Below are 20,299 nucleotides of genomic sequence, written 5' to 3'. Positions count from 1 at the left end.
CAATAATAAAATTCCCCGAGCAAAGGCGATATACGAAACCACGCGAATAGCACTCTATGGCTTCGCCCGGAAGCGCTCTTGTTAAGTTTCAGCCAGTGTTTTAGCCGTCGTTGCGGATTTTAACAAACCCGCATTTTAAGAAATGGAACGAGTCTGGAACGAATCAGCGACGAATCGCTGACTCCGGTCTCTTCGCCTTTTGTTCACGCCCCATATATAGTGTTCATACAGAGGCCCGCCACCATATGGTGAATCAGGCCCGTTAAGGATTAATCCGGTCGCGGAACAAAATGCCGGGCCTGTTAACCTTTGCCCGATGCGGCTTACGACGAAAGGACGAGAGGCATGCAAAGCGAGTGAATATCAATAAATCCCGATAGTTGTTTAATGCTCGTGCCGCAAGAAAACACTCCCCGTCATTAACCTTCAGGCCAAAGCCGGAACGAATCAGCGACGAATCGCTGATTGAGAACATTTCCCTGTTTGTTCCCACAATATCTGGTAGGTGATGGCCGCAACACCCCTATATAATTGCCGCCTATCGCCTTCAAAAGAACCAGAAATCCGGATCTTGTTAAGGTTTGCAGCGCTTTCGGCAAAGCCTGAATAAAAAAGCGGCCCGAAGGCCGCCTTGCTCAGTCGCTCAATTTCAAGGCTCAATCGCGTTCAACACACATGGCGACACCCATGCCGCCGCCGATGCAAAGCGTGGCAAGACCGCGCTTGGCATTGCGCCGCTTCATTTCAAAAAGAAGCGTGGTCAGCACGCGCGCACCGGATGCGCCGATCGGATGCCCGATGGCGATTGCACCGCCATTCACATTGACGATTTCCGGGTTCAGCCCAAGATCGCGAACCACCGCGCAGGATTGCGCCGCAAAGGCTTCATTGGCCTCGATAAGATCAAGATCGTTCACGCTCCAGCCTGCTTTTTCCAGCGCTTTCCTTGTCGCAGGAATAGGGCCGGTTCCCATGATCGACGGATCGACACCCGCCGTCGCCCATGAAACGATGCGCGCCATCGGCGCGATGCCGCGCTTTGACGCCTCTGCGCTATCCATCAGAACAAGAGCGGCAGCACCGTCATTGATGCCCGACGCATTACCTGCCGTAACGGTCCCTTCCTTATCAAAAGCAGGCTTGAGCTTTGCAAGCGCCTCAATCGTGGTTCCGTGACGGATATATTCATCTGCTGAAACCACTGTTTCCCCCTTGCGGGTCTTTACGGTGAAGGGCACGATTTCCTCATCAAACCGCCCAGCCTTTTGCGCGGCCTCGGCCTTTTGCTGTGAAGCAAGCGCAAACTCATCCTGCGCGTCACGGCTCAATTTCCACTGCCCGGCGATATTTTCAGCCGTCACGCCCATATGATAGCCATGGAAAGCATCGGTCAGGCCATCCTTCAGCATAGTGTCGACCAGCTTGAAATCGCCCATCTTCACGCCGCCGCGCAAATGCGCGCAATGCGGCGCCATCGACATGGATTCCTGTCCGCCAGCCACCACGATCTTCGCATCGCCGGCAAGAATCTGCTGCATGCCGAGCGCCACAGCGCGCAAGCCGGAACCGCATAACTGGTTGATGGAAAAAGCCGTCGCTTCCTTGGAACAGCCTGCCGCCATCGCCGCCTGACGGGCCGGGTTCTGCCCCTCGCCCGCCGTCAACACCTGCCCAAGAATGACTTCATCGACATCAGCGGCTGCAACGCCCGCCCGCTCCAGCGCCGCACTGATCGCTAGCGCACCCAGTTCATGGGCGGGAACATTGGCGAACGCTCCGTTGAACGTGCCGACCGCCGTGCGAGCGGCGCTGGCAATGACGATTGTCTTCGGACCAGTAGAAGCGGTCATTCTTTCCTCCTTGAAGAACCATTGCCAGAGAGAAAGACTAAAAAGCGCCTTATGGCAAGTTCTGCGTTTGGATTTCAGGCATCGTCCGCCAATAATAAAAGCCGTTTCCGGCGAACCGGAAACGGCTTTTAAAGATAGAAATCTGATTTCCGCAAATTGCGGGATCAGACTTATTCCTTCGGTTCGAGAACCTGACGGCCGCGATACATACCGCTCTTCAGATCGATATGATGCGGACGGCGAAGTTCGCCCGAATTCTTGTCTTCAACATAGGTCGGTGCCTTCAACGCATCGGCCGAACGGCGCATGCCGCGACGCGACGGAGAAGTTTTTCGTTTTGGTACAGCCATGGATTCAGCTCCACTGATCGGTCAATAAAGGTCCGGCACGGCCCCGGCGGAGCCTGTCACAGCGGACAAAATTCCGGAAAGTCAGGTGCCTATACACGCTCTCGCGGCATTTGACCAGCGGGAGTCTGATCTTTTTTTAGCTTACAGCCCTATCTGACGCAAGTAACATAGGGTCCGGCCCTTGCCGCACGGCCCGAAACGATCCGCGCGGTACGCTGCATGGCGCGGGTCGGCTTGGTCGGGTTGCGCATTGCCGGATTGGGCAGGGTGACGGCCAGAAGCGCCGATTGCTGCGCAGTCAGTTTTGCCGCCGGTCTTTTGAAATAATGCTGCGCTGCGGCTTCGATCCCGTAAATGCCCGGCCCCCATTCGGCAATATTGAGATAGATTTCCATAATGCGCCGCTTGGAAAGGATCGTATCGGTAGCGATCGCGAGAGGGAACTCCAATCCCTTGCGGATATAGGAACGCCCATTCCACAAAAAGAGGTTCTTGACCACCTGCATCGTGATCGTCGATGCGCCACGGCTTGGCGCGCCATCGCCCGCATCTTCGAGGACGAGACTGAGCTGATGCCAGTCGACGCCATCATGGCTGCAAAACTGCCCGTCCTCCGACATCATGACCGTATTGACCAGCACGGGGGCTATATCCTCGATATTCACCCATTGCCGATCCACGTCCTGCAACAGCACCTTATCCACGACCATCAGTGTCGAAACGGGACGGACGGACGGCACGGAGTAGAGAAACAGCAGCGCGAAAGGCAGCAATGCCAGCACCAGAAGAAGCCAGAACGCGATCACGATCCTTCGGCCCCAGCGCGGCGGCTCGGCGAGATAGCTGCGTCCGCCTCTGTTCTTGATGATGATTTTCGCCACGATCCCTGCCCGTTGCCTGCGCCTTTATGGTATTCCTTAACAGGTTTGAACTCGATTCCATAATCTTGCGCGTGACACAAGCCGCAAACGCTCGGCTCACATGCATTCCGAAAAGTTGGGACCCATTTTAGATTCCAAATGGACGCAGGATGACCGCCATATGAAAAAGCCTGTGCTCATCTGCATGACCAGTTGACCGCGCAACCGCTTTCGTCCATCCCCTTTTATATGGAAAACCTGTCTGACGATTTTGTTCACTCTCTCAACCGCCGCGCGCTCGAAGTGGAAACGATGCTGGCCGGCATGCTCGACATGCGCCTGCGCACCGGCGAGATTGCACGACCGCAGCGCCTGCTTGCGGCCATGCGTCACGGCGTGTTGAACGGCGGCAAGAGGCTGCGCCCTTTTCTGGTGATCGAAAGTGCCGCCATGTTCGGCAAGACCGGCGAGCCGGTTTTGCGTGTTGCGGCGGCGCTCGAATGTATTCATTGCTATTCGCTGGTTCACGACGATCTGCCCGCCATGGACAATGACGATATGCGCCGCGGCCAGCCCACCGTGCATCGGGCTTTCGACGAAGCCGCAGCCATTCTGGCAGGCGATGGCCTGCTCACCTATGCATTCGACATTATCGCATCCGACGGAACAGACCTTGCGCCGCATGTCCGCGTGCAGCTTGTCGCAGCCCTTGCCCGCGCCGCAGGTATTGGCGGCATGGTCGGAGGTCAGGCGTTCGATCTGATGGCCGAAACCGACAAGCCGGACGAAGCGGGCATCATCACGCTGCAAGCCATGAAAACCGGCGCGCTGATCCGCTTTGCCTGCGAGGCAGGCGCAATCATTGCCAATGCGCCGCGCGAAGATCGCGAGCGCATGGCCGAATTCGGCTCGGCAATCGGTCTCGCCTTCCAGCTTGCCGATGATCTTCTCGATGTGACGGCGGATGCATCCGCCATGGGCAAGGCCACCGGCAAGGATGCGCAAGCAGGCAAGGCCACTCTGGTCGCGCTGCATGGCATCGACTGGACGCGCAAGCAACTGGCGGGGCTCGTCAAGCAGGCCGAAAGCCTGCTTGAGCCATTCGGAGAAGACGCCGCCACCCTCAAACAGGCTGCGCGTTTTATCGCCGAGCGGCAAAGCTGATCAGGAAGCGATTTTACGACCTGCTCCAAAGCGGTTTTCGATATATTCGGAAACCATCTGCTGGAAATCCTCGGCAATCGCCGGGCCGCGCAGGGTCGTCACCTTCTTGCCGTCGACAAAGACCGGCGCGGAGGGCGTTTCGCCCGTACCGGGCAAAGAAATGCCAATATCGGCATGTTTTGATTCGCCCGGCCCGTTGACGATGCATCCCATGACCGCCACCGAAAGCGCTTCGACGCCCGGATATTTCTCGCGCCAGACCGGCATGTTGCGGCGAATATCGTCCTGAATCGTCTGCGCCAATTCCTGAAACACCGTCGATGTGGTGCGCCCGCAGCCCGGACAGGCCGCAACAATCGGGATGAACTGGCGAAAGCCCATCGTCTGCAACAATTCCTGCGACACCTGAACCTCGCGGGTGCGGTCGCCGCCCGGCTCCGGCGTCAGCGAAATACGGATCGTATCGCCAATGCCCTGTTGTAAAAGAATGCCCATGGAAGCTGAAGAAGCAACAATTCCCTTGGTGCCCATACCCGCTTCGGTCAGGCCCAGATGCAGTGCATGGTCGCAACGCTGCGCCAGCATCGTATAGACGGCGATCAGATCCTGCACCTGGCTGACCTTGGCTGACAGGATGATCTTATCGCGCGCAAGGCCAATCTCCTCAGCCAGATTGGCGGAAATCAGCGCCGATTGCACAATCGCCTCACGCATGACTTCCTGCGCGCTCAAAGGCGCGCCTTCCGCCTGATTGCGATCCATCAATGTGGTCAGCAATTCCTGATCGAGCGAGCCCCAGTTGACGCCGATACGCACCGGCTTGTCATGGCGGATCGCCATTTCGACAATATCGGCGAACTGCTTGTCTTTCTTGTCCTTGAAGCCGACATTGCCCGGATTGATGCGATATTTCGCAAGCGCTTGCGCGCATCCGGGATGATCGGCCAGCAATTTGTGACCGATATAATGAAAATCACCCACCAGCGGCACATCCATGCCGAGCCGTTCGAGCCTGTCGCGGATTTTCGGCACGGCGGCAGCGGATTCATCGCGGTCCACCGTGATACGCACGATCTCGGACCCTGCCTGATAAAGCGCTGCCACCTGGGCGACCGTCGAATCCACGTCCGCCGTATCGGTGTTGGTCATGGACTGGACGACGACAGGCGCGCCGCCGCCGACCATGATGCCGCCAACATCGACGCCAACGGACTGGCGGCGGGGGAAAGGCTGCGAAAAATAATTGGGGGTCTCGAAAGACATATCGCTCTGTTCTTTGTCTTGCACAATTCCGCACGAAAACCGCTTTGCGCTTCCCCGGAACTGCTTCTGATCGGGCCTGCATTCAGGTGACGCGGCTTGGCGCATTTGTCAATGTCCGTCCGCCTGTGGTTTCCTCTATATAATCTCTTGCCGTCGCGCTGTCGCCCTCTCATTATGTCCCGATTGGCAAACAGGATATAAGTCGATGAGCGCATCCCCGGACCGCAAGACTGCAATCATTACCGGTTCCAATTCGGGCATCGGCCTTGCCATCGCCCATGCGATTGCCACGGCAGGGCACAATGTCGTGATCAATTCGTTCACCGACCGGGAAGAGGACCACGCACTGGCGCAGACAATCGCCAGAAAACATGGCGTTAACGTGATCTATATTCAGGCCGACATGGCAAAGGCGGACCAATGCCGCGCGCTCATCGACAAGAGCGTCGCAGCGCTCGGCAGCGCCGACATCCTCGTCAACAATGCCGGTATCCAGCATGTGGCCCCGATTGAAGACTTCCCGCCCGAACAGTGGGACCGCATCATCGCAATCAACCTGACTTCGGCCTTTCATACGATTGCCGCAGCGATCCCACATATGAAAAAAGCAGGCTGGGGTCGCATCATCAATATTGCTTCCGCCCATGGCCTCGTGGCTTCGCCCTATAAATCGGCCTATGTGGCAGCCAAGCACGGCATTGTCGGGCTGACCAGAACCACCGCACTTGAACTTGCGCAGCACCAGATCACAGCCAACGCCATCTGCCCCGGCTATGTGCTGACCCCCTTGGTCGAGGCGCAGATTCCCGATCAGATGAAAGCCTATAATATGGATCGCGAAACGGTCATCCATGATGTGATGCTGGAAAAACAGCCCACAAAGCAATTCGTTACCGCAGGCCAGATCGGCGCGCTCGCCGCTTTCCTGATCACCGATGCGGCAGCACAGATCAATGGCGCAGCCCTGCCGGTCGATGGCGGCTGGACCGCGGAATAATTAATGTTTCTGATCGGCGTAGCGCGCAAGACCTGAAAACGACAGGACAACCAGCAGCAGCACGGGCATGGCGACGAACACCACGCCAAAGCCGCTATGGCGCGCCACAAAGCCGATCAGCGAAGGCGCGACCAGCATGCCCGAATAGCCAAGCGTCGTGGCGATGGACAGGCTGACGCCCGGATTGACGCCCGGCAGGTTCCCCGCCATGGAAAAGGCGATGGGTACCATATTGGAAATCCCGATGCCGCAAATGGCAAAGCCCACGATCACCGCATAGGGATGGCTGGAAAGCCCGGCAGTCAGCAAGCCTGCCATCGCAATCAATGTGCAGACCCGCAATGTCTTCACTGCGCCAAAACGGTCGCGCACCAGATCGCCGGCAAAGCGCATGATCGCCATGGTGAAGGAAAAGGCCGCAAAGCCAAACCCCGCCACCACGACCGACGCACCCAACTCGTCGCGCAGATAATAGGCGCCCCAATCAAGGATTGCCCCTTCCGGGATCATGGAAAACAGCGCCATGACGCCAATCAGCCACGGCAACGGATTGCGCGGCAATCGCAATTTCTGCTTTTGCCCGGACTGATGAACCGGCTGGTCCGAAATGACTTTCGGCCATGCGATGGCAAGCAGGATTGCGGCCACGACCATCGTGATGACAGCGTGGGTCGTCGCGCCGACACGCGCGATCAGAAGACCGCCCGTCGCCGAGCCGATCAAGCCGCCAAGGCTCCAGAAGGCATGGCAGGATGACATGATGGCGCGGCGCATGGATTTTTCCACCGCGACCGCATTGGTATTCATCGCCACATCCATGGCCGCGATCGTGCCGCCAAAATAAAGCATGGCCGCAATGGCCGCAGGCACATTGGGAACCAAGGCGATGATGAACAAGGCAGGCACGAGCGCAAGTGCCGCAATGCGTGCGACGATGCTCGAACCGTGATGCGCCGACAGAGCGCCCGCAATGGGCATGCAGGCCAGCGAGCCGACACCGAAAACGAAAATCATCAATCCCATCGCCGCGCTGTCGAAACCGAGCCGTGCAGCGAATTCAGGGATTTTCGGAGCCCAGCCGCCGAAAATATAGCCGTTCATCAGGAACAGCAGCGCGACGGCGACGCGTTCTCTGGTGATAAGCGGCAGGGATTTTCCCACCGCATTTTCCCGTCCGGCAAGCTGTTCCATCATAGCTCTCGTCAATTCTAGTGGTCTGATTCCAACATTTGCATCCCTCGGCTCAAGCGCTGAGCAAATGTTGGGATCAAAAAGACCACTAGCAAGTATATGTATCTAGTGGATTTTTCAAATTTGACGTTTGAAACAGCATATGTTTCAGCCGGGATTCAAACGTCAAATTCAATCCACTAGTGCGGGTCACTCCGCATAAACAATCAACAGGTCTTTGGCGTCGATCTGCTCGCCGGGCCGCACCAGCACTTCGGCAATTGCGCCATCACGCTCGGCACGCAGCGCCGTCTCCATCTTCATGGCCTCGATGGAAAGCAGCACATCCCCCGCCTTGACACTCTGCCCCACGGCGACCGCGACGGTCGAAACCACGCCCGGCATCGGCGCGCCAACCTGCCGGTCATTGCCCAGTTCCGCCTTGCGTTTCACACCACCCGAAGCGCCCTTGGCGCGGTTGGGCACCTTGACGCGGCGCGGCTGTCCGTTGAGCTCGAAGAACACCGTCACCATGCCCTTCTCATCCGTCTCGCTGATCGCCTGATTGACGATCACCAGCGTCTTGCCACGTTCGAGATCGACAAAAACCTCTTCTTCCGGCTTGAGACCGTAGAAATAGACCGGCGTTGGCAAAACGCTGGTCGGCCCATAATTTTCATGCGCTGCCGCATAGTCGGTGAAGACCTTGGGATACATCAGTGCGGATGCAAATTCCTGATCGGTGATTTCGCGCTCGACACTTTCCTCAACCGACTTGCGCTCGGCTTCCAGATCAGCCGGTTTAAGCAGCGAACCGGGGCGTTCGGTGAACGGCTTTTCACCCTTCAGCACCTTCTTCTGAAGCGCCTGCGGCCATCCGGCTGGCGGCTGGCCCAGATCACCGCGCATCATTGAAACCACCGAATCGGGGAAAGCAATATCCTTGTCGGGATCTTCGACATCGGCCACAGTCAGGTCCTGGCTCACCATCATCAGCGCCATATCACCCACCACCTTGGAAGACGGCGTGACCTTGACAATATCGCCGAACATGCGGTTCACATCGGCATAGGCCTGCGCCACTTCATGCCAGCGCGTTTCAAGCCCCAGCGAACGAGCCTGTTCTTTCAGGTTCGTAAACTGACCGCCCGGCATTTCATGTAAGTAAACCTCCGAAGCCGGGCCCTTGAGATCACTTTCAAAGGCCGCATATTGGTTGCGCACCGCTTCCCAGTAGAAGGAAATGCGGCGGATCGATTCCGTATCCAACCCCGGATCGCGCTCGGATCCGTGCAGTGCCTCGACAATCGAACCGAGGCACGGCTGCGACGTGTTGCCCGAAAATGCATCCATAGCCGCATCGACCGCATCGACACCTGCATCAACCGCCGCCAGCACGGTGGCAGCAGAAATGCCGGACGTATCATGGGTGTGGAAATGGATCGGCAGATCGGTTTCCTCGCGCAATGCCTTGAACAGAACGCGGGCTGCGGCAGGCTTCAAAAGCCCCGCCATATCCTTGACCGCAATGATATGCGCACCGGCCTTTTCGACTTGCTTGGCCAGATCGACATAATATTTAAGATCATATTTGGCGCGTTCCGGATTGAGAATATCACCCGTATAGCAGATGGCTGCTTCACAGAGCTTGTTCTCTTCAAGCACCGCATCCATCGATACGCGCATATTCTCGACCCAGTTGAGACTGTCGAACACGCGAAACAGGTCCATGCCGCCTCTGGCTGCTTCACGGACGAAATATTTCACCACATTGTCGGGATAGCTCTTGTAGCCGACGCCATTGGCGCCGCGCAAAAGCATCTGCAACAAGATATTGGGCGCGCCCTCACGCACCTTGGCCAGACGCTCCCACGGATCTTCCGTGAGAAAGCGCATGGAAACATCGAAGGTAGCGCCGCCCCAGCATTCGAGCGAAAACAGATTGGGCAGCGCCTGCGCATAAGCATTGGCGATGCGCGCAATATCATAGGTGCGAACGCGCGTCGCCAGCAGCGACTGATGACCGTCGCGCATGGTCGTATCCGTCACCAGAACGCGCTTTTCATTGCGCATCCACTCGGCAAACTTTTGCGGACCAAGCCTGTCGAGCAACTGCTTGCTGCCGTCCGCAGGCGGATGATCGCCAAACCACGGTACGATTGGCCGGGCTGCATCGCGCGATGGCTCGGCGCGGCCCTTGGTTTCGGGATGCCCGTTCACCGTCACATCGGCAATATAGGTCAGAAGCTTGGTCGCACGGTCCTGCCGCTTCATCTGCGTGAAAAGTTCAGGCGTCGTGTCGATGAAGCGCGTCGTATAATCATTCGACAGGAATTTCGGATGATTGATGATCGCTTCAACAAAAGTCAGATTGGTGGCAACCCCGCGAATGCGGAACTCGCGCAGCGCGCGGTCCATGCGCCGGATGGCTTCCAGCGGGCTTGCGCCCGATGCGGTGACCTTCACCAGCAGCGGATCGTAATAACGGGTGATGACCGCGCCCGAATAGGCCGTGCCACCATCCAGACGGATGCCGAAACCCGATGCCGAACGATAGGCCTGGATGCGGCCATAATCGGGAATGAAGTTCTGTTCCGGGTCTTCAGTGGTGATACGGCATTGCAGCGCATGGCCGTTGAGGCGGATTTCCTCCTGCGGCGGCACTCCCGATTCCGGCGTGCCAATCACCGCACCGTCGAGAATATGAATCTGCGCCTTGACGATGTCGATCCCCGTCACTTCTTCCGTGATGGTATGTTCCACCTGAATGCGCGGATTGACCTCGATGAAATAAAACGCGCCGGTGTCGACATCCATCAGGAATTCGACCGTGCCCGCACCGACATAATCGGTCGCATGGGCAATTTTGAGCGCATATCCGGCAAGTTCCTGCCGCTGCGCGTCATCGAGATAGGGCGCTGGCGCGCGCTCCACCACCTTCTGATTGCGGCGCTGGATGGAGCAGTCGCGCTCATAAAGATGCACCGCATTGCCATGCGTATCGCCCAGAACCTGCACTTCCACATGGCGCGCGCGCTCGACCAGCTTTTCGAGATAAACTTCATCCTTGCCGAAAGCCGCCTTGGCTTCGCGCTTGGCTTCCGTCACGCCGCGTTCAAGGTCCTCTTCCGCACGGATGACACGCATACCGCGCCCGCCGCCGCCCCAGCTTGCCTTGAGCATCAGCGGATAGCCGATCCCGGCGGCGAGCTTCTTCACCTCGTCCATATCGTCAGGCAAGGGTTCGGTCGCAGGCACCACCGGCACGCCGACCTCGATGGCCAGATTGCGCGCGGCCACCTTGTTGCCGAGCCGTCGCATGGTTTCCGGCTTCGGGCCGATGAAGATGATGCCGTTTTGCGCGCAGGCTTCGGCAAATTCCGGGCTTTCCGCCAGAAGCCCATAGCCCGGATGGATTGCATCCGCGCCCGAAAGCTTGGCAACGCGGATCACTTCATCAATGGAAAGATAGCTTTCAATCGGCCCCAGATCACGCGCGAGATGCGGCCCGCGCCCGACCTGATAGCTTTCATCCGCCTTGAAACGATGCAGTGAGAGCTTGTCTTCTTCCGCCCATATCGCCACCGTTTTAAGGCCCAGCTCATTGGCCGCGCGGAACACGCGAATGGCGATTTCGGAACGGTTGGCGACCAGAATTTTTCTGATAGGCAAGACAGAACTCCCAAACTGCAACGATGATTTTGCATTTGCTTACCCTGCAATGGGATCGAGTGCAACGAACTATGCAAAAGGCGTGCAAAAACAAAATGCCCGGCTAAAAGCCGGGCATCATGAAGAATTCAGTGCTTGTTACGCTCTGACTTCAGACAAATTATTTCTGAACGTAATTATACCTGCCATCGTCGCCCTTGCGCCATTCGAACATGACATAGGGCGAAAGGCTTGGATCGCCATTCGTGTCATAGGAAAGATCCCCGAGCACGGTCTTGAACGGTCCCTTGCCTTTCAGCGCTTCCGCCACTTCCTGCGGATCATTGCTGCCTGCGGCATTGGCTGCATCGACGAGCGACTGCACACCGGCATAGGCATAGAACGTATAGGCTTCCGGCTCAAAGCCCTTGTCACGGAATGCCTTGATCAGTTCAGCATTGGCCGCATCTTCGCGCGGGTCGGGGCCAAAGGTGTTCATGACGCCCGCCACCGCATCGCCCGCGATGGAAGCCAGTTCGTTCGATACGATACCGTCGCCGGAAATGAACTGCGCATCAAGATTCTGGTCGGCCATCTGGCGAATGATCAGACCGGCTTCGCCATGCATGCCACCCCAGTAAACGACCGTGATGCCCGCAGCCTTCATCTTGGAGATCAGCGCGGAAAAGTCCTTGTCGCCCTGATTGACGCCTTCATAAAGCGCCTCTTCCTTGCCATTGGCGTTCAGCGACTTTTTCGTCTCGTCGGCAAGGCCTTGTCCATAAGGGGTCTTGTCATGCAGGATGGCGACCTTGCCGTCCGCATAATGATCGGCGATATATTTACCCGCGACAATGCCCTGCTGGTCATCGCGGCGGCAGGTGCGGAATGTATTCCACAGACCGCGTTCGGTAAAAGTCGGATTGGTGGTTCCCGGAGCAATCATCAATACGCCGTTTTCGGAATAAATATCCGAAGTGGGTATGCTCACGCCGGAATTGAAATGGCCGATCACGAACTGAACGCCATCGCCTACGAACTTGTTGGCAACCGAGATGCCCTGGCGTGGATCGGCGGCGTCATCACCGTACACGATCGAGATTTTCTCGCCGTTCATCCCGCCATTGGCGTTGACTTCCGCAACAGCTGCCTCCACGCCGCGCTTGACCTGTTCACCGAACGCAGCCTGACCGCCGGTCAGCGGCGCTCCGACACCAAGAAGCACATCGGCAAAGGACGCGCCTCCCATGGCCACGAGTGCCGAAAAGCAAACGCCGCAGAACAAAGATTTCTTCATTTCAATCAACTCCCATTCAATACGAGTCCCGCATCAAATCCCGATATTCAGGCTTGTCCGCGAAACGAAATGCTTATTGCATGCCATGCAAACAACTTCGCCATGACAGATAGAGTGACACCGGGAGAAGATTGTCCATCCCAAGAAATAGCCGACTTCAAATTCTTTATTCATGACATCATGCAATTACAGAAATTATAAAATAAAAATGCCCGGCTGAAAGCCGGGCATTCTCTATCAGTACGAAATAATACTGACAAATATTACTGCTGAACGTAATTATATTTTCCGTCAGCATCTTTTTCCCACTTGTACAAGACGTAGCCGGGAAGCTTCGGATCACCATTCTCGTCATAGGCGAGATCGCCAAGCGTGGTCTTGAACGGGCCTTTCTCCTTCATCGCTTTTGCCACTTCCTGCGGATCATTGCTGCCGGCAGCCTTGGCCGCTTCTGCAAGTGACTGGACGGCTGCGTAGGAATAAAGCGTGTAGGCTTCAGGCTCGAACCCGGCATCGCGGAATTTCTTCACGAGTGCCTCATTGTCCGGGTTGTTGCGCGGATCAGGACCAAACGTATTGAGCGTTCCCTCAACCGCATCGCCTGCAATCGATGCCAGTTCGTTGGAAACAATGCCGTCACCGGAAATAAACTGCGCCTTCAGCCCCTGATCGGCCAGCTGCCGCATGATAAGACCGGCTTCGGCGTGCAATCCACCCCAGTAGAGAACACCAATATCCTGCTGTTTGAGCTTGGCGATCAGAGCAGAGAAATCCTTCTCGCCCACATTCACGCCTTCATAGACGGTTTCCTTGATGCCCAGTTCGTTCAGTTTTTTCTTGGTTTCGTCGGCAAGGCCCTGGCCATAAGGCGTCTTGTCGTGGATTACCGCGATCTTGGCATCCTTGAAATGATCGGCAATGTACTGACCGGCAACGACGCCCTGCTGGTCGTCACGACCGCAGGTGCGGAATGTATTCCACAGACCCTGTTCCGTATAAACCGGATTGGTGCAGCCCGGCGAGATTTGCAGAATGCCGTTTTCTGCATAAACGGTCGAAACCGGGATGCAGACACCGGAATTGAAGTGGCCAATGACAAACTGGACGCCATCGGCGGCAAATTTGTTGGCGACGGAAATACCCTGCTTCGGATCGGACACGTCGTCACCGAGCGTAATGACGATTTTTTCGCCGTTGAGGCCGCCGGCATCATTGATTTCCTTGATTGCAGCTTCTGCGCCCCGCTGAATCTGCGCCCCGTAAACAGCATTGGGACCGGTCAGCGGTGCGCCGATTCCGAGCAGGACATCGGCCCAGGCCGACCCTGTAAACGCGATGACTGCCGCAAGCGCTACGCCTGAGAAAAGCGACTTCTTCATTCCTTGAACTCCCGTTTTAGTTACCCCGAAGCGATGTTTCTGCATCGCCTTATGCCGTGCTGAATACCCAGCAACATCTACGTTGAACCTTGTTTTCAACGTGATTCTTTTAAAACTCCGCCATTTCGAGCACCCGGTTTATGAAGCTTTCCGGAGCCGCTCTTTCTTTTGTTTTATGCATTCCCCGGTCAAAATCGTTTGTTTTTGGTGGAATGCTCAAAATGACGGAGCCTGATTTATTTAGCCCTCCAGTTCAGCGGAGAAGCTTTCTCGTAAAGCCAGCTATATTGGCGCACCATCTGTTTGGTCCTTGTATACCGGAAACCAACCGACCCGATGATGATCAGCACGATCACATCGACCAGATAGTAATGGAGCGACAAAAGCGTGCCTTCAAAGAGCGCATAGTGGATGAACCGGACGGCGGCGCCCAGCGGAATGAGATAAAGCAGCAAGACGCCATAGGGGCGCCATGTCTGCGCACAGGCGCGGCCTGTCATCCATGCTGCCCAGCCGCCCAGAAGACAGGTAATGAGAAAAAACAGCCAGAACGACGGTTCTTCGTAAAGAATTCCCTGCATGATTTCTCCCTCGAGCATTGCCAGCAAAAGTGTGAAACGGTTTTGCGTCAGGACAATGCGTCAATCAAATAAATAGAGCAGTTCCAAGGCTTGTGTCAAAACCGGAACCGCTCTAATGCCTTCCGCCTTCGAGATAGGCCGCGCGGACCTCCGGATCGGCCAGCAATTCGCGGCCAGAGCCGCTCATGGTAATCGATCCATTGACCATCACATAGCCGCGATCCGCCAGCTTGAGCGCGCCGAAAGCATTCTGTTCGACCAAAAATACCGTCAGCCCCTTTGTCTGGTTCAGCTCCTTGATCGCCTCGAAAATCTGCTTGACGATCAGCGGCGCAAGCCCCAGAGACGGCTCGTCCAGCAGCAGCAGGCGCGGACGCGCCATCAGCGCGCGCGCGATTGCCAGCATCTGCTGTTCACCGCCCGAAAGTGTGCCGCCGCGCTGGTTGATACGTTCCTTCAGACGCGGAAACAGGTCGAACATCAGCGCCACATCTTCTTCGAAATGCGCCTGATTATCGAGGCTCGCACCCATTTGCAAGTTTTCAAGAACGGTCATCCGCGGAAAAATGCGCCGACCTTCCGGCGACTGCGCAATGCGCAGCTTGGCGATTTCATGCGGCGGAAGCTGCGTAATATCGTGGCCTTCAAACAGGATACGGCCTGATCGTGCGCGCGGCGACCCGAAAATCGTCATCATCAGCGTCGATTTGCCCGCCCCGTTCGCGCCAATCAGCGTGACGATCTCTCCCTGCTCCACGGACATATCGATACCCTTGAGGGCACGGATATTGCCATAATAGGTTTCGACCTTTTCGACGGCCAGAAGAGGTTGCTTTTTCTGCATGGTTTCAGCCTGCATCACTTGTCTCCCTTCCTGGGCCCGGAAGCCCTTGCGGGAGATGTCTTGTGGCTCGTGGGAACGTCACCGGATTCCACCCGTGCGGAAAATTCCGTTGCCTCGCCTTTCGCCAGTTTTCCTGCCTGCCCGACCCAGTCCTCGCGGGCGATGCGCCCGTCAAAGGCCAGATAGGATTCGGCCTGAACTATATCGGCTTCGCTCCACGCTGCGATCTGATCGAAATGATAGATGCCATGCGCATTGAGCTTGCGTTCATTGACAGGCCCGATGCCCTTGATAAGCGTGAGATTATCAGGCTTGCCATCGCGCGCGCCAGAAAGCCCCCCGGAAAGACGGGCGGCTTCTTCAGCCTCCACTTCCTCGATGGCCTCATCGGCAAGCTGCGCCGTCACCGCTTCGATTGGATCGACCGCACCGGGCTTGTCCGCATCCTCGATGAGTTCCACGACCTCCTCGTCATCAACGCCGAGATAAGCGGCGATGACGCGCGGATCATTCTTGACGTTTTCGGGCGAGCCGTCGGAAATCTTGGTGCCATATTCGAGCACGATGACATGGTCGGAAATCTCCATCACCACCGACATGTCATGCTCGATCAGCAGGATCGACGTGCCCGTCTCATTGCGAATATCAAGCAGCAGCTTGTTAAGCTGCGCCGATTCGCGCGGGTTCAGACCCGCTGCCGGCTCGTCGAGGCAGAGGATTTCCGGTTCGGTGCACATTGCGCGGGCAATTTCCAGCCGGCGCTGATCACCATAGGGCAGATCACCCGCCGGATCATCGGCGCGGGCAATCAGGTTGATCTTTTCGAGCCAGTGCCGCGCCTTCTCGATGGCGTCCTGCGCAGCCGTCTTGTAACTGGGCAGGCCGAACAATCCCAATATGGTGAAGCCGGAAGCCCGCATCAGCGTATTATGCTGTGCGACAAGAAGGTTTTCCAGAACGGTAAGGCCGGAAAAAAGCCGGATATTCTGGAATGTACGCGCCACTTTCGCCTGTTTGGTAATTTTGAAGTCGGGCAGGCGCTCAAGAAGAAACTCCTCGCCCGTACTGCTGTGCATGGACAGCATGCCACCGGTCGGCTTGTAGAAGCCGGTGATGCAGTTGAAGACCGTGGTCTTGCCTGCACCATTCGGCCCGATGATCGCTGTGATCTCGCCGCGCTTCACTTCGAAGCTCAGATCATTGATCGCAATGAGGCCCCCAAAGCGCATCGACAGGTGTTCAACTGTGAGAATGGTGTCTTTCGAACCATTGCCAGCCATATTCCCGGCCATATTGATTGTCTCCGCCATCAGCCGTGCCCCTCTTTGGTAAAGGCACCTGACACCAATTTTTTCTCGTGGAGAAATGCACTCGGTTCCCGGTTTGAGACGAAGCCGCGCGGCTTCCAGACCATGACGATCACCATGGCCAGACCGAAAATCAGCATGCGATAGAGTTCAGGCGTGAAGTTGGCTCCGAAAACAACTTTCAGGAAGCTCATCTCACGCAGGATTTCCGTACCGCCGATCATGAGAACCGCAGCGATCGCGATACCGACGAGCGACCCCATGCCTCCGAGAACCACGATGGCCAGAATGACCGCGGATTCAAGGAAGATAAAGGATTCAGGGCTGACGAACCCCTGGCGCGCCGCAAAGAACGACCCGGCAAAGCCGCCGAACATCGCGCCCGTCGCAAAGGCGGTCAGCTTGGTTGTCGTCGTATTGATGCCGAGCGAGCGGCAGGCGATCTCATCTTCACGCAAGGCTTCCCATGCGCGCCCCACCGGCATGCGGCGCATGCGGATGGTGACCCATGCCGTCAGCAGAGCAAGCAGCAGAATGATATAATAGAGGAAGAATTTGTAATGCGCCGCCGAAAACGACAGGCCGAAATAGGCGGCAAAGCCGTCTTTGCTGGCATTGAACGGCAGGCCGAAGAACGTCGCCTTTGCGATGCCCGAAATACCGAACGTGCCTCTTGTCAGGTCGGTCCAGTTGATCAGCACAAGGCGGATGATTTCACCGAATGCCAGCGTCACGATGGCCAGATAGTCACCGCGCAGGCGCAGGACGGGGAAACCGAGAATGACGCCCCATGTCGCCGCCAGAAGCCCTGCAATCGGCAACAGAACCCAGAAGGAAAGGCCGAAATAGCTCGACAGGATAGCGTAGGAATAAGCGCCCACCGCATAAAATGCCACATAGCCAAGATCAAGAAGGCCAGCGAGGCCGACCACGATATTGAGGCCCCATGCAAGCATCACATAGATGAGGATCTGGACGCCGAAATTATCCACCCATTTGAGCGATCCCTGCCAGCCGAGCGTGGTGACGATGAAGATCGGATAGGCGAAAAGGAACAACACTCCGATTTGTGAAAAATGCCGGACAAAAAAGGAGCGGTCTTCCGGCGCCACCGCCGCGCGGCTGCTTTTTTCCAGCTTGCGCGCATCGAGCCAAGGGTTGACGAAAGCGATAAAGACAAACCGCCCGACCGCCGACAGCGCAACGAGAACCGCAAGTGCGCCCCAGCGCTGGTCCAGCACCAGTGCGTTGTTGATGTTCTGATCGGTCTTGAAGCCGACGATGAGAATGAACAGCCCCAGTGCCAGCAGGCCGGCGATGATGCCTTCGCGAATGGCCCGGCCAAAAAGGGAATCCGGGCGTGAACCTGTTTGTACGGCCATGATTACACCTTTTCGACTTCAGGACGGCCAAGAATGCCGGACGGCATGAAGATAAGCACGATGGCAAGGATCGAGAACGCGGCAACATCCTTGTAGTCGATCGAGAAATAAGCTGACCACAATGCCTCGATGAGACCGATCAGCAGACCGCCGACAACCGCGCCCGGAAGCGAGCCGATGCCACCCAGAACCGCAGCCGTGAACGCCTTGACGCCGGGAATGAAACCGTCCGCAAAGGAAATCACGCCATAAAAGCTCAGATAAAGCGTCCCGGCCACCGCGGCGAGCATCGCGCCCATGACGAAGGTGAGCGAGATCACCCGGTCGACATTGATGCCGAGCAGCGCCGCCATCTTGCGATCCTGCTCGCAGGCGCGCTGCGCACGACCCAGCGACGTGCGATTGACGATATACCAGAAGATCGTCAGCAGCACCGCCGTCACCACGATGACCACGATCTGCTTGAGCGAAATCGTGACATTGGTGCCAAACAGGTTATAAGTGCCGCTGAGCAGATTTGGCACCGGCTTGTTGCGCGGCCCCTGCGTCACCTGAACGAAGTTCGACAATGCGATGGACATGCCGATTGCCGTAATCAGCGGCGCAAGCCGGAACGAGCCGCGCAAGGGCCTGTAGGCCGCGCGCTCGATGACCCAGCTCCAAAGCCCCGTCAGAAGCATGGCGACAACCATCATCACAAGCAGCATCAGCGCCAGTGGAAGCGCGCCGATGAAAGTGGTGATTATCAGGAAAACAATAAGCGCCATGAAGGCGCCGAGCATGAAAACGTCACCATGCGCGAAGTTGATCATGCCGATAATGCCGTAGACCATCGTATAGCCGATGGCGATCAGCCCATAGATCGATCCGAGCGCAAGCCCGTTGATCACCTGCTGGAGGAAATATTCCATAGAGAAGCCACCCATTTACTCTGCCGGAATTTTATTGCCGCATCATTATTTCGTGCGGCTTCATTTTATTTCCGGTTATTTACACCTAACGGCTGTATGGAGGATTGCAACCCTTTTTGTCTTCGACAAAAGACTAAGTTCCCATCCTCTCCCCGAAACTAGTTATGTCCCCTATAAAGCGCCCTGTATACGTTTTTTTCTCCTGCCAGCGGTGGCTTATTCCATTTTTTTCCCGCTGGCTAAATCGCAAAAAATTGGGCACAGATCGCAATTCCTGTCAACCGTACCGGTTTATGCAACGCTAAACCCATGCGCGAACGGATCGCGATCATCGATAAAGATCGTATTATAGCCGGTCATCCGCGCCCATCCCGCTATGGAAGGAACGATTCCGGGGCGTCCAGCCACTTCCACCGCCTTTTCCACACGGCCGTGAAACAGCGAACCAATGATTGATTCGTGCACGAAATCGTCCCCGGGCTTGAGCTTTCCCCTGGCCGCAAGCTGCGCCATACGCGCTGAAGTGCCGGTGCCGCAGGGCGAACGATCAATGGCTTTGTCGCCGTAGAAAACAGCGTTGCGCGCATCCGCCTCCGGGTGATTCGGCTTTCCTGTCCACAGAATATGGGTCAGCCGGTTGATATCTTTCAGTTCCGGATGCTGGAATTGATAGGCTTCGTTGAGGCGCTGCCGCAGCACCGGACTCCATGCGATCAGCTGCAACGCGGAATAATCTTTCATATCCGTGTAATTTTCTTGCGGCTCGACGATTGCATAAAAATTTCCGCCATAGGCGACATCCACCTTTAACGGCCCAAGATCGGGGCATTCCACCTCGAAATCCTGCCCATAGAGGAATGCCGGCACATTGGTCAGCCGCACGCGCTCGACATATTGGCCATCCTGCTCATATTCGATCGCGACCAGCCCCGCAGGCGTGTCGAGATTGAGCTTGCCCGGTACTTTCGGCGTCACCAGTCCCTGCTCGATCGCCATCGTCACGGTGCCGATGGTTCCGTGGCCGCACATGGGCAGGCAGCCCGATGTCTCGATGAAAAGCACGCCCACATCGCAATCGGGCCGCGTTGGCGGATAAAGGATCGAGCCGGACATCATGTCGTGACCGCGCGGCTCAAACATCAGTCCGGTGCGAATCCAGTCATATTCCGCCAGAAAATGCGCACGCTTCTCCATCATGGTCGAACCTTGCAGGTTCGGGCCGCCGCCCGCCACCAGACGCACGGGATTGCCGCATGTATGTCCGTCGATGCAGAAGAAGGAATGTCTTGCCAT

The 20,299-nt window shown here is 56.8% G+C and carries 17 protein-coding genes; 2 read left to right on the top strand and 15 right to left on the bottom strand.

Annotated elements, in window-relative coordinates:
- Positions 1-447: 447 nt before the first annotated feature.
- The 4 genes from DKP76_RS19055 to mtgA all read right to left on the bottom strand — a co-directional run bounded on the left by DKP76_RS19055 (position 448) and on the right by mtgA (position 3,081).
- Positions 448-660, bottom strand: a complete 213-nt coding sequence (locus DKP76_RS19055; protein ID WP_146198934.1) for a hypothetical protein — start codon at positions 658-660, stop codon at positions 448-450.
- Positions 657-1,850 (bottom strand): acetyl-CoA C-acetyltransferase, encoded by a 1,194-nt coding sequence (locus tag DKP76_RS15100; protein ID WP_109707629.1) that lies wholly within the window; start codon positions 1,848-1,850, stop codon positions 657-659. Before DKP76_RS15100 ends, DKP76_RS19055 begins: the two co-directional genes overlap by 4 nt.
- A 170-nt stretch (positions 1,851-2,020) precedes the next feature.
- Positions 2,021-2,200, bottom strand: a complete 180-nt coding sequence (rpmF, locus tag DKP76_RS15095) for a 50S ribosomal protein L32 (RefSeq protein WP_002964856.1) — start codon at positions 2,198-2,200, stop codon at positions 2,021-2,023.
- A 149-nt stretch (positions 2,201-2,349) separates the two neighbouring features.
- Positions 2,350-3,081: a monofunctional biosynthetic peptidoglycan transglycosylase gene (mtgA, locus tag DKP76_RS15090; RefSeq protein WP_109707628.1), complete on the bottom strand. Its 732-nt coding sequence runs from the start codon at positions 3,079-3,081 to the stop codon at positions 2,350-2,352.
- 228 nt (positions 3,082-3,309) lie between these two features.
- On the opposite strand from mtgA, the gene DKP76_RS15085 reads away from it, so the two are divergent.
- Positions 3,310-4,224, top strand: coding sequence for a polyprenyl synthetase family protein (locus DKP76_RS15085; RefSeq protein ID WP_109707735.1), 915 nt, complete (start codon positions 3,310-3,312; stop codon positions 4,222-4,224).
- Here DKP76_RS15085 and ispG read toward each other — a convergent pair whose 3' ends face one another.
- Positions 4,225-5,487 carry a flavodoxin-dependent (E)-4-hydroxy-3-methylbut-2-enyl-diphosphate synthase gene (gene ispG, locus DKP76_RS15080; protein ID WP_109707734.1) on the bottom strand — a complete coding sequence of 421 codons (1,263 nt, stop codon included), beginning with the start codon at positions 5,485-5,487 and terminating at the stop codon, positions 4,225-4,227.
- Between the two features lie 205 nt (positions 5,488-5,692).
- On the opposite strand from ispG, the gene DKP76_RS15075 reads away from it, so the two are divergent.
- Positions 5,693-6,484, top strand: a complete 792-nt coding sequence (locus DKP76_RS15075) for a 3-hydroxybutyrate dehydrogenase (RefSeq protein ID WP_109707627.1) — start codon at positions 5,693-5,695, stop codon at positions 6,482-6,484.
- On the opposite strand, the gene DKP76_RS15070 is transcribed toward DKP76_RS15075, so the two are convergent.
- The 10 genes from DKP76_RS15070 to DKP76_RS15020 all read right to left on the bottom strand — a co-directional run bounded on the left by DKP76_RS15070 (position 6,485) and on the right by DKP76_RS15020 (position 20,299).
- A complete protein-coding gene (locus tag DKP76_RS15070) occupies positions 6,485-7,675 on the bottom strand; it encodes an MFS transporter (protein ID WP_109707626.1) in 1,191 nt (396 codons plus the stop codon).
- A 189-nt stretch (positions 7,676-7,864) separates the two neighbouring features.
- The gene (pyc, locus tag DKP76_RS15060) at positions 7,865-11,326 is read right to left on the bottom strand and encodes a pyruvate carboxylase (RefSeq protein ID WP_109707625.1); all 3,462 of its coding nucleotides are present in this window, start codon (positions 11,324-11,326) and stop codon (positions 7,865-7,867) included.
- 160 nt (positions 11,327-11,486) lie between these two features.
- Positions 11,487-12,602, bottom strand: coding sequence for a branched-chain amino acid ABC transporter substrate-binding protein (locus tag DKP76_RS15055; RefSeq protein ID WP_109707733.1), 1,116 nt, complete (start codon positions 12,600-12,602; stop codon positions 11,487-11,489).
- A gap of 263 nt (positions 12,603-12,865) precedes the next feature.
- Positions 12,866-13,981, bottom strand: coding sequence for a branched-chain amino acid ABC transporter substrate-binding protein (locus tag DKP76_RS15050; RefSeq protein ID WP_109707624.1), 1,116 nt, complete (start codon positions 13,979-13,981; stop codon positions 12,866-12,868).
- Positions 13,982-14,217: 236 nt separating this feature from the next.
- Positions 14,218-14,562, bottom strand: coding sequence for a DUF6867 family protein (locus DKP76_RS15045; RefSeq protein WP_109707732.1), 345 nt, complete (start codon positions 14,560-14,562; stop codon positions 14,218-14,220).
- 112 nt (positions 14,563-14,674) lie between these two features.
- Entirely contained in the window at positions 14,675-15,421 is a 747-nt protein-coding gene (locus tag DKP76_RS15040; protein WP_109707623.1) for an ABC transporter ATP-binding protein, read from the bottom strand.
- A complete protein-coding gene (locus DKP76_RS15035; protein WP_109707731.1) occupies positions 15,421-16,686 on the bottom strand; it encodes an ATP-binding cassette domain-containing protein in 1,266 nt (421 codons plus the stop codon). The genes DKP76_RS15040 and DKP76_RS15035 overlap by 1 nt, the downstream gene beginning before the upstream one ends.
- Positions 16,687-16,715: 29 nt before the next feature.
- Positions 16,716-18,095, bottom strand: a complete 1,380-nt coding sequence (gene livM / locus DKP76_RS15030) for a high-affinity branched-chain amino acid ABC transporter permease LivM (protein ID WP_109707622.1) — start codon at positions 18,093-18,095, stop codon at positions 16,716-16,718.
- A gap of 2 nt (positions 18,096-18,097) precedes the next feature.
- Positions 18,098-19,006, bottom strand: coding sequence for a branched-chain amino acid ABC transporter permease (locus tag DKP76_RS15025; protein WP_109707621.1), 909 nt, complete (start codon positions 19,004-19,006; stop codon positions 18,098-18,100).
- A gap of 291 nt (positions 19,007-19,297) precedes the next feature.
- Entirely contained in the window at positions 19,298-20,299 is a 1,002-nt protein-coding gene (locus DKP76_RS15020; protein ID WP_109707620.1) for a 4-hydroxyproline epimerase, read from the bottom strand.

This window comes from Falsochrobactrum shanghaiense (assembly GCF_003149535.1).
Taxonomy (GTDB): Bacteria; Pseudomonadota; Alphaproteobacteria; order Rhizobiales; family Rhizobiaceae; genus Brucella; species Brucella shanghaiense.
The sequence above is the reverse complement of the archived record's forward strand: the minus strand, read 5'-3'. Positions and strand labels throughout refer to the sequence as shown.

Excerpts from the sequence above, each read along its gene's own strand:
- DKP76_RS15100 (WP_109707629.1), bottom strand. The coding sequence starts at position 1,850 with ATGACCGCTTCTACTGGTCCGAAGACAATCGTCATTGCCAGCGCCGCT.
- rpmF (WP_002964856.1), bottom strand. The coding sequence starts at position 2,200 with ATGGCTGTACCAAAACGAAAAACTTCTCCGTCGCGTCGCGGCATGCGC.
- DKP76_RS15085 (WP_109707735.1), top strand. The coding sequence starts at position 3,310 with ATGGAAAACCTGTCTGACGATTTTGTTCACTCTCTCAACCGCCGCGCG.
- ispG (WP_109707734.1), bottom strand. The coding sequence starts at position 5,487 with ATGTCTTTCGAGACCCCCAATTATTTTTCGCAGCCTTTCCCCCGCCGC.
- DKP76_RS15075 (WP_109707627.1), top strand. The coding sequence starts at position 5,693 with ATGAGCGCATCCCCGGACCGCAAGACTGCAATCATTACCGGTTCCAAT.
- DKP76_RS15070 (WP_109707626.1), bottom strand. The coding sequence starts at position 7,675 with ATGGAACAGCTTGCCGGACGGGAAAATGCGGTGGGAAAATCCCTGCCG.
- DKP76_RS15055 (WP_109707733.1), bottom strand. The coding sequence starts at position 12,602 with ATGAAGAAATCTTTGTTCTGCGGCGTTTGCTTTTCGGCACTCGTGGCC.
- DKP76_RS15050 (WP_109707624.1), bottom strand. The coding sequence starts at position 13,981 with ATGAAGAAGTCGCTTTTCTCAGGCGTAGCGCTTGCGGCAGTCATCGCG.
- DKP76_RS15045 (WP_109707732.1), bottom strand. The coding sequence starts at position 14,562 with ATGCAGGGAATTCTTTACGAAGAACCGTCGTTCTGGCTGTTTTTTCTC.
- DKP76_RS15040 (WP_109707623.1), bottom strand. The coding sequence starts at position 15,421 with ATGCAGGCTGAAACCATGCAGAAAAAGCAACCTCTTCTGGCCGTCGAA.
- DKP76_RS15035 (WP_109707731.1), bottom strand. The coding sequence starts at position 16,686 with ATGGCTGGCAATGGTTCGAAAGACACCATTCTCACAGTTGAACACCTG.
- livM (WP_109707622.1), bottom strand. The coding sequence starts at position 18,095 with ATGGCCGTACAAACAGGTTCACGCCCGGATTCCCTTTTTGGCCGGGCC.
- DKP76_RS15025 (WP_109707621.1), bottom strand. The coding sequence starts at position 19,006 with ATGGAATATTTCCTCCAGCAGGTGATCAACGGGCTTGCGCTCGGATCG.
- DKP76_RS15020 (WP_109707620.1), bottom strand. The coding sequence starts at position 20,299 with ATGGCAAGACATTCCTTCTTCTGCATCGACGGACATACATGCGGCAAT.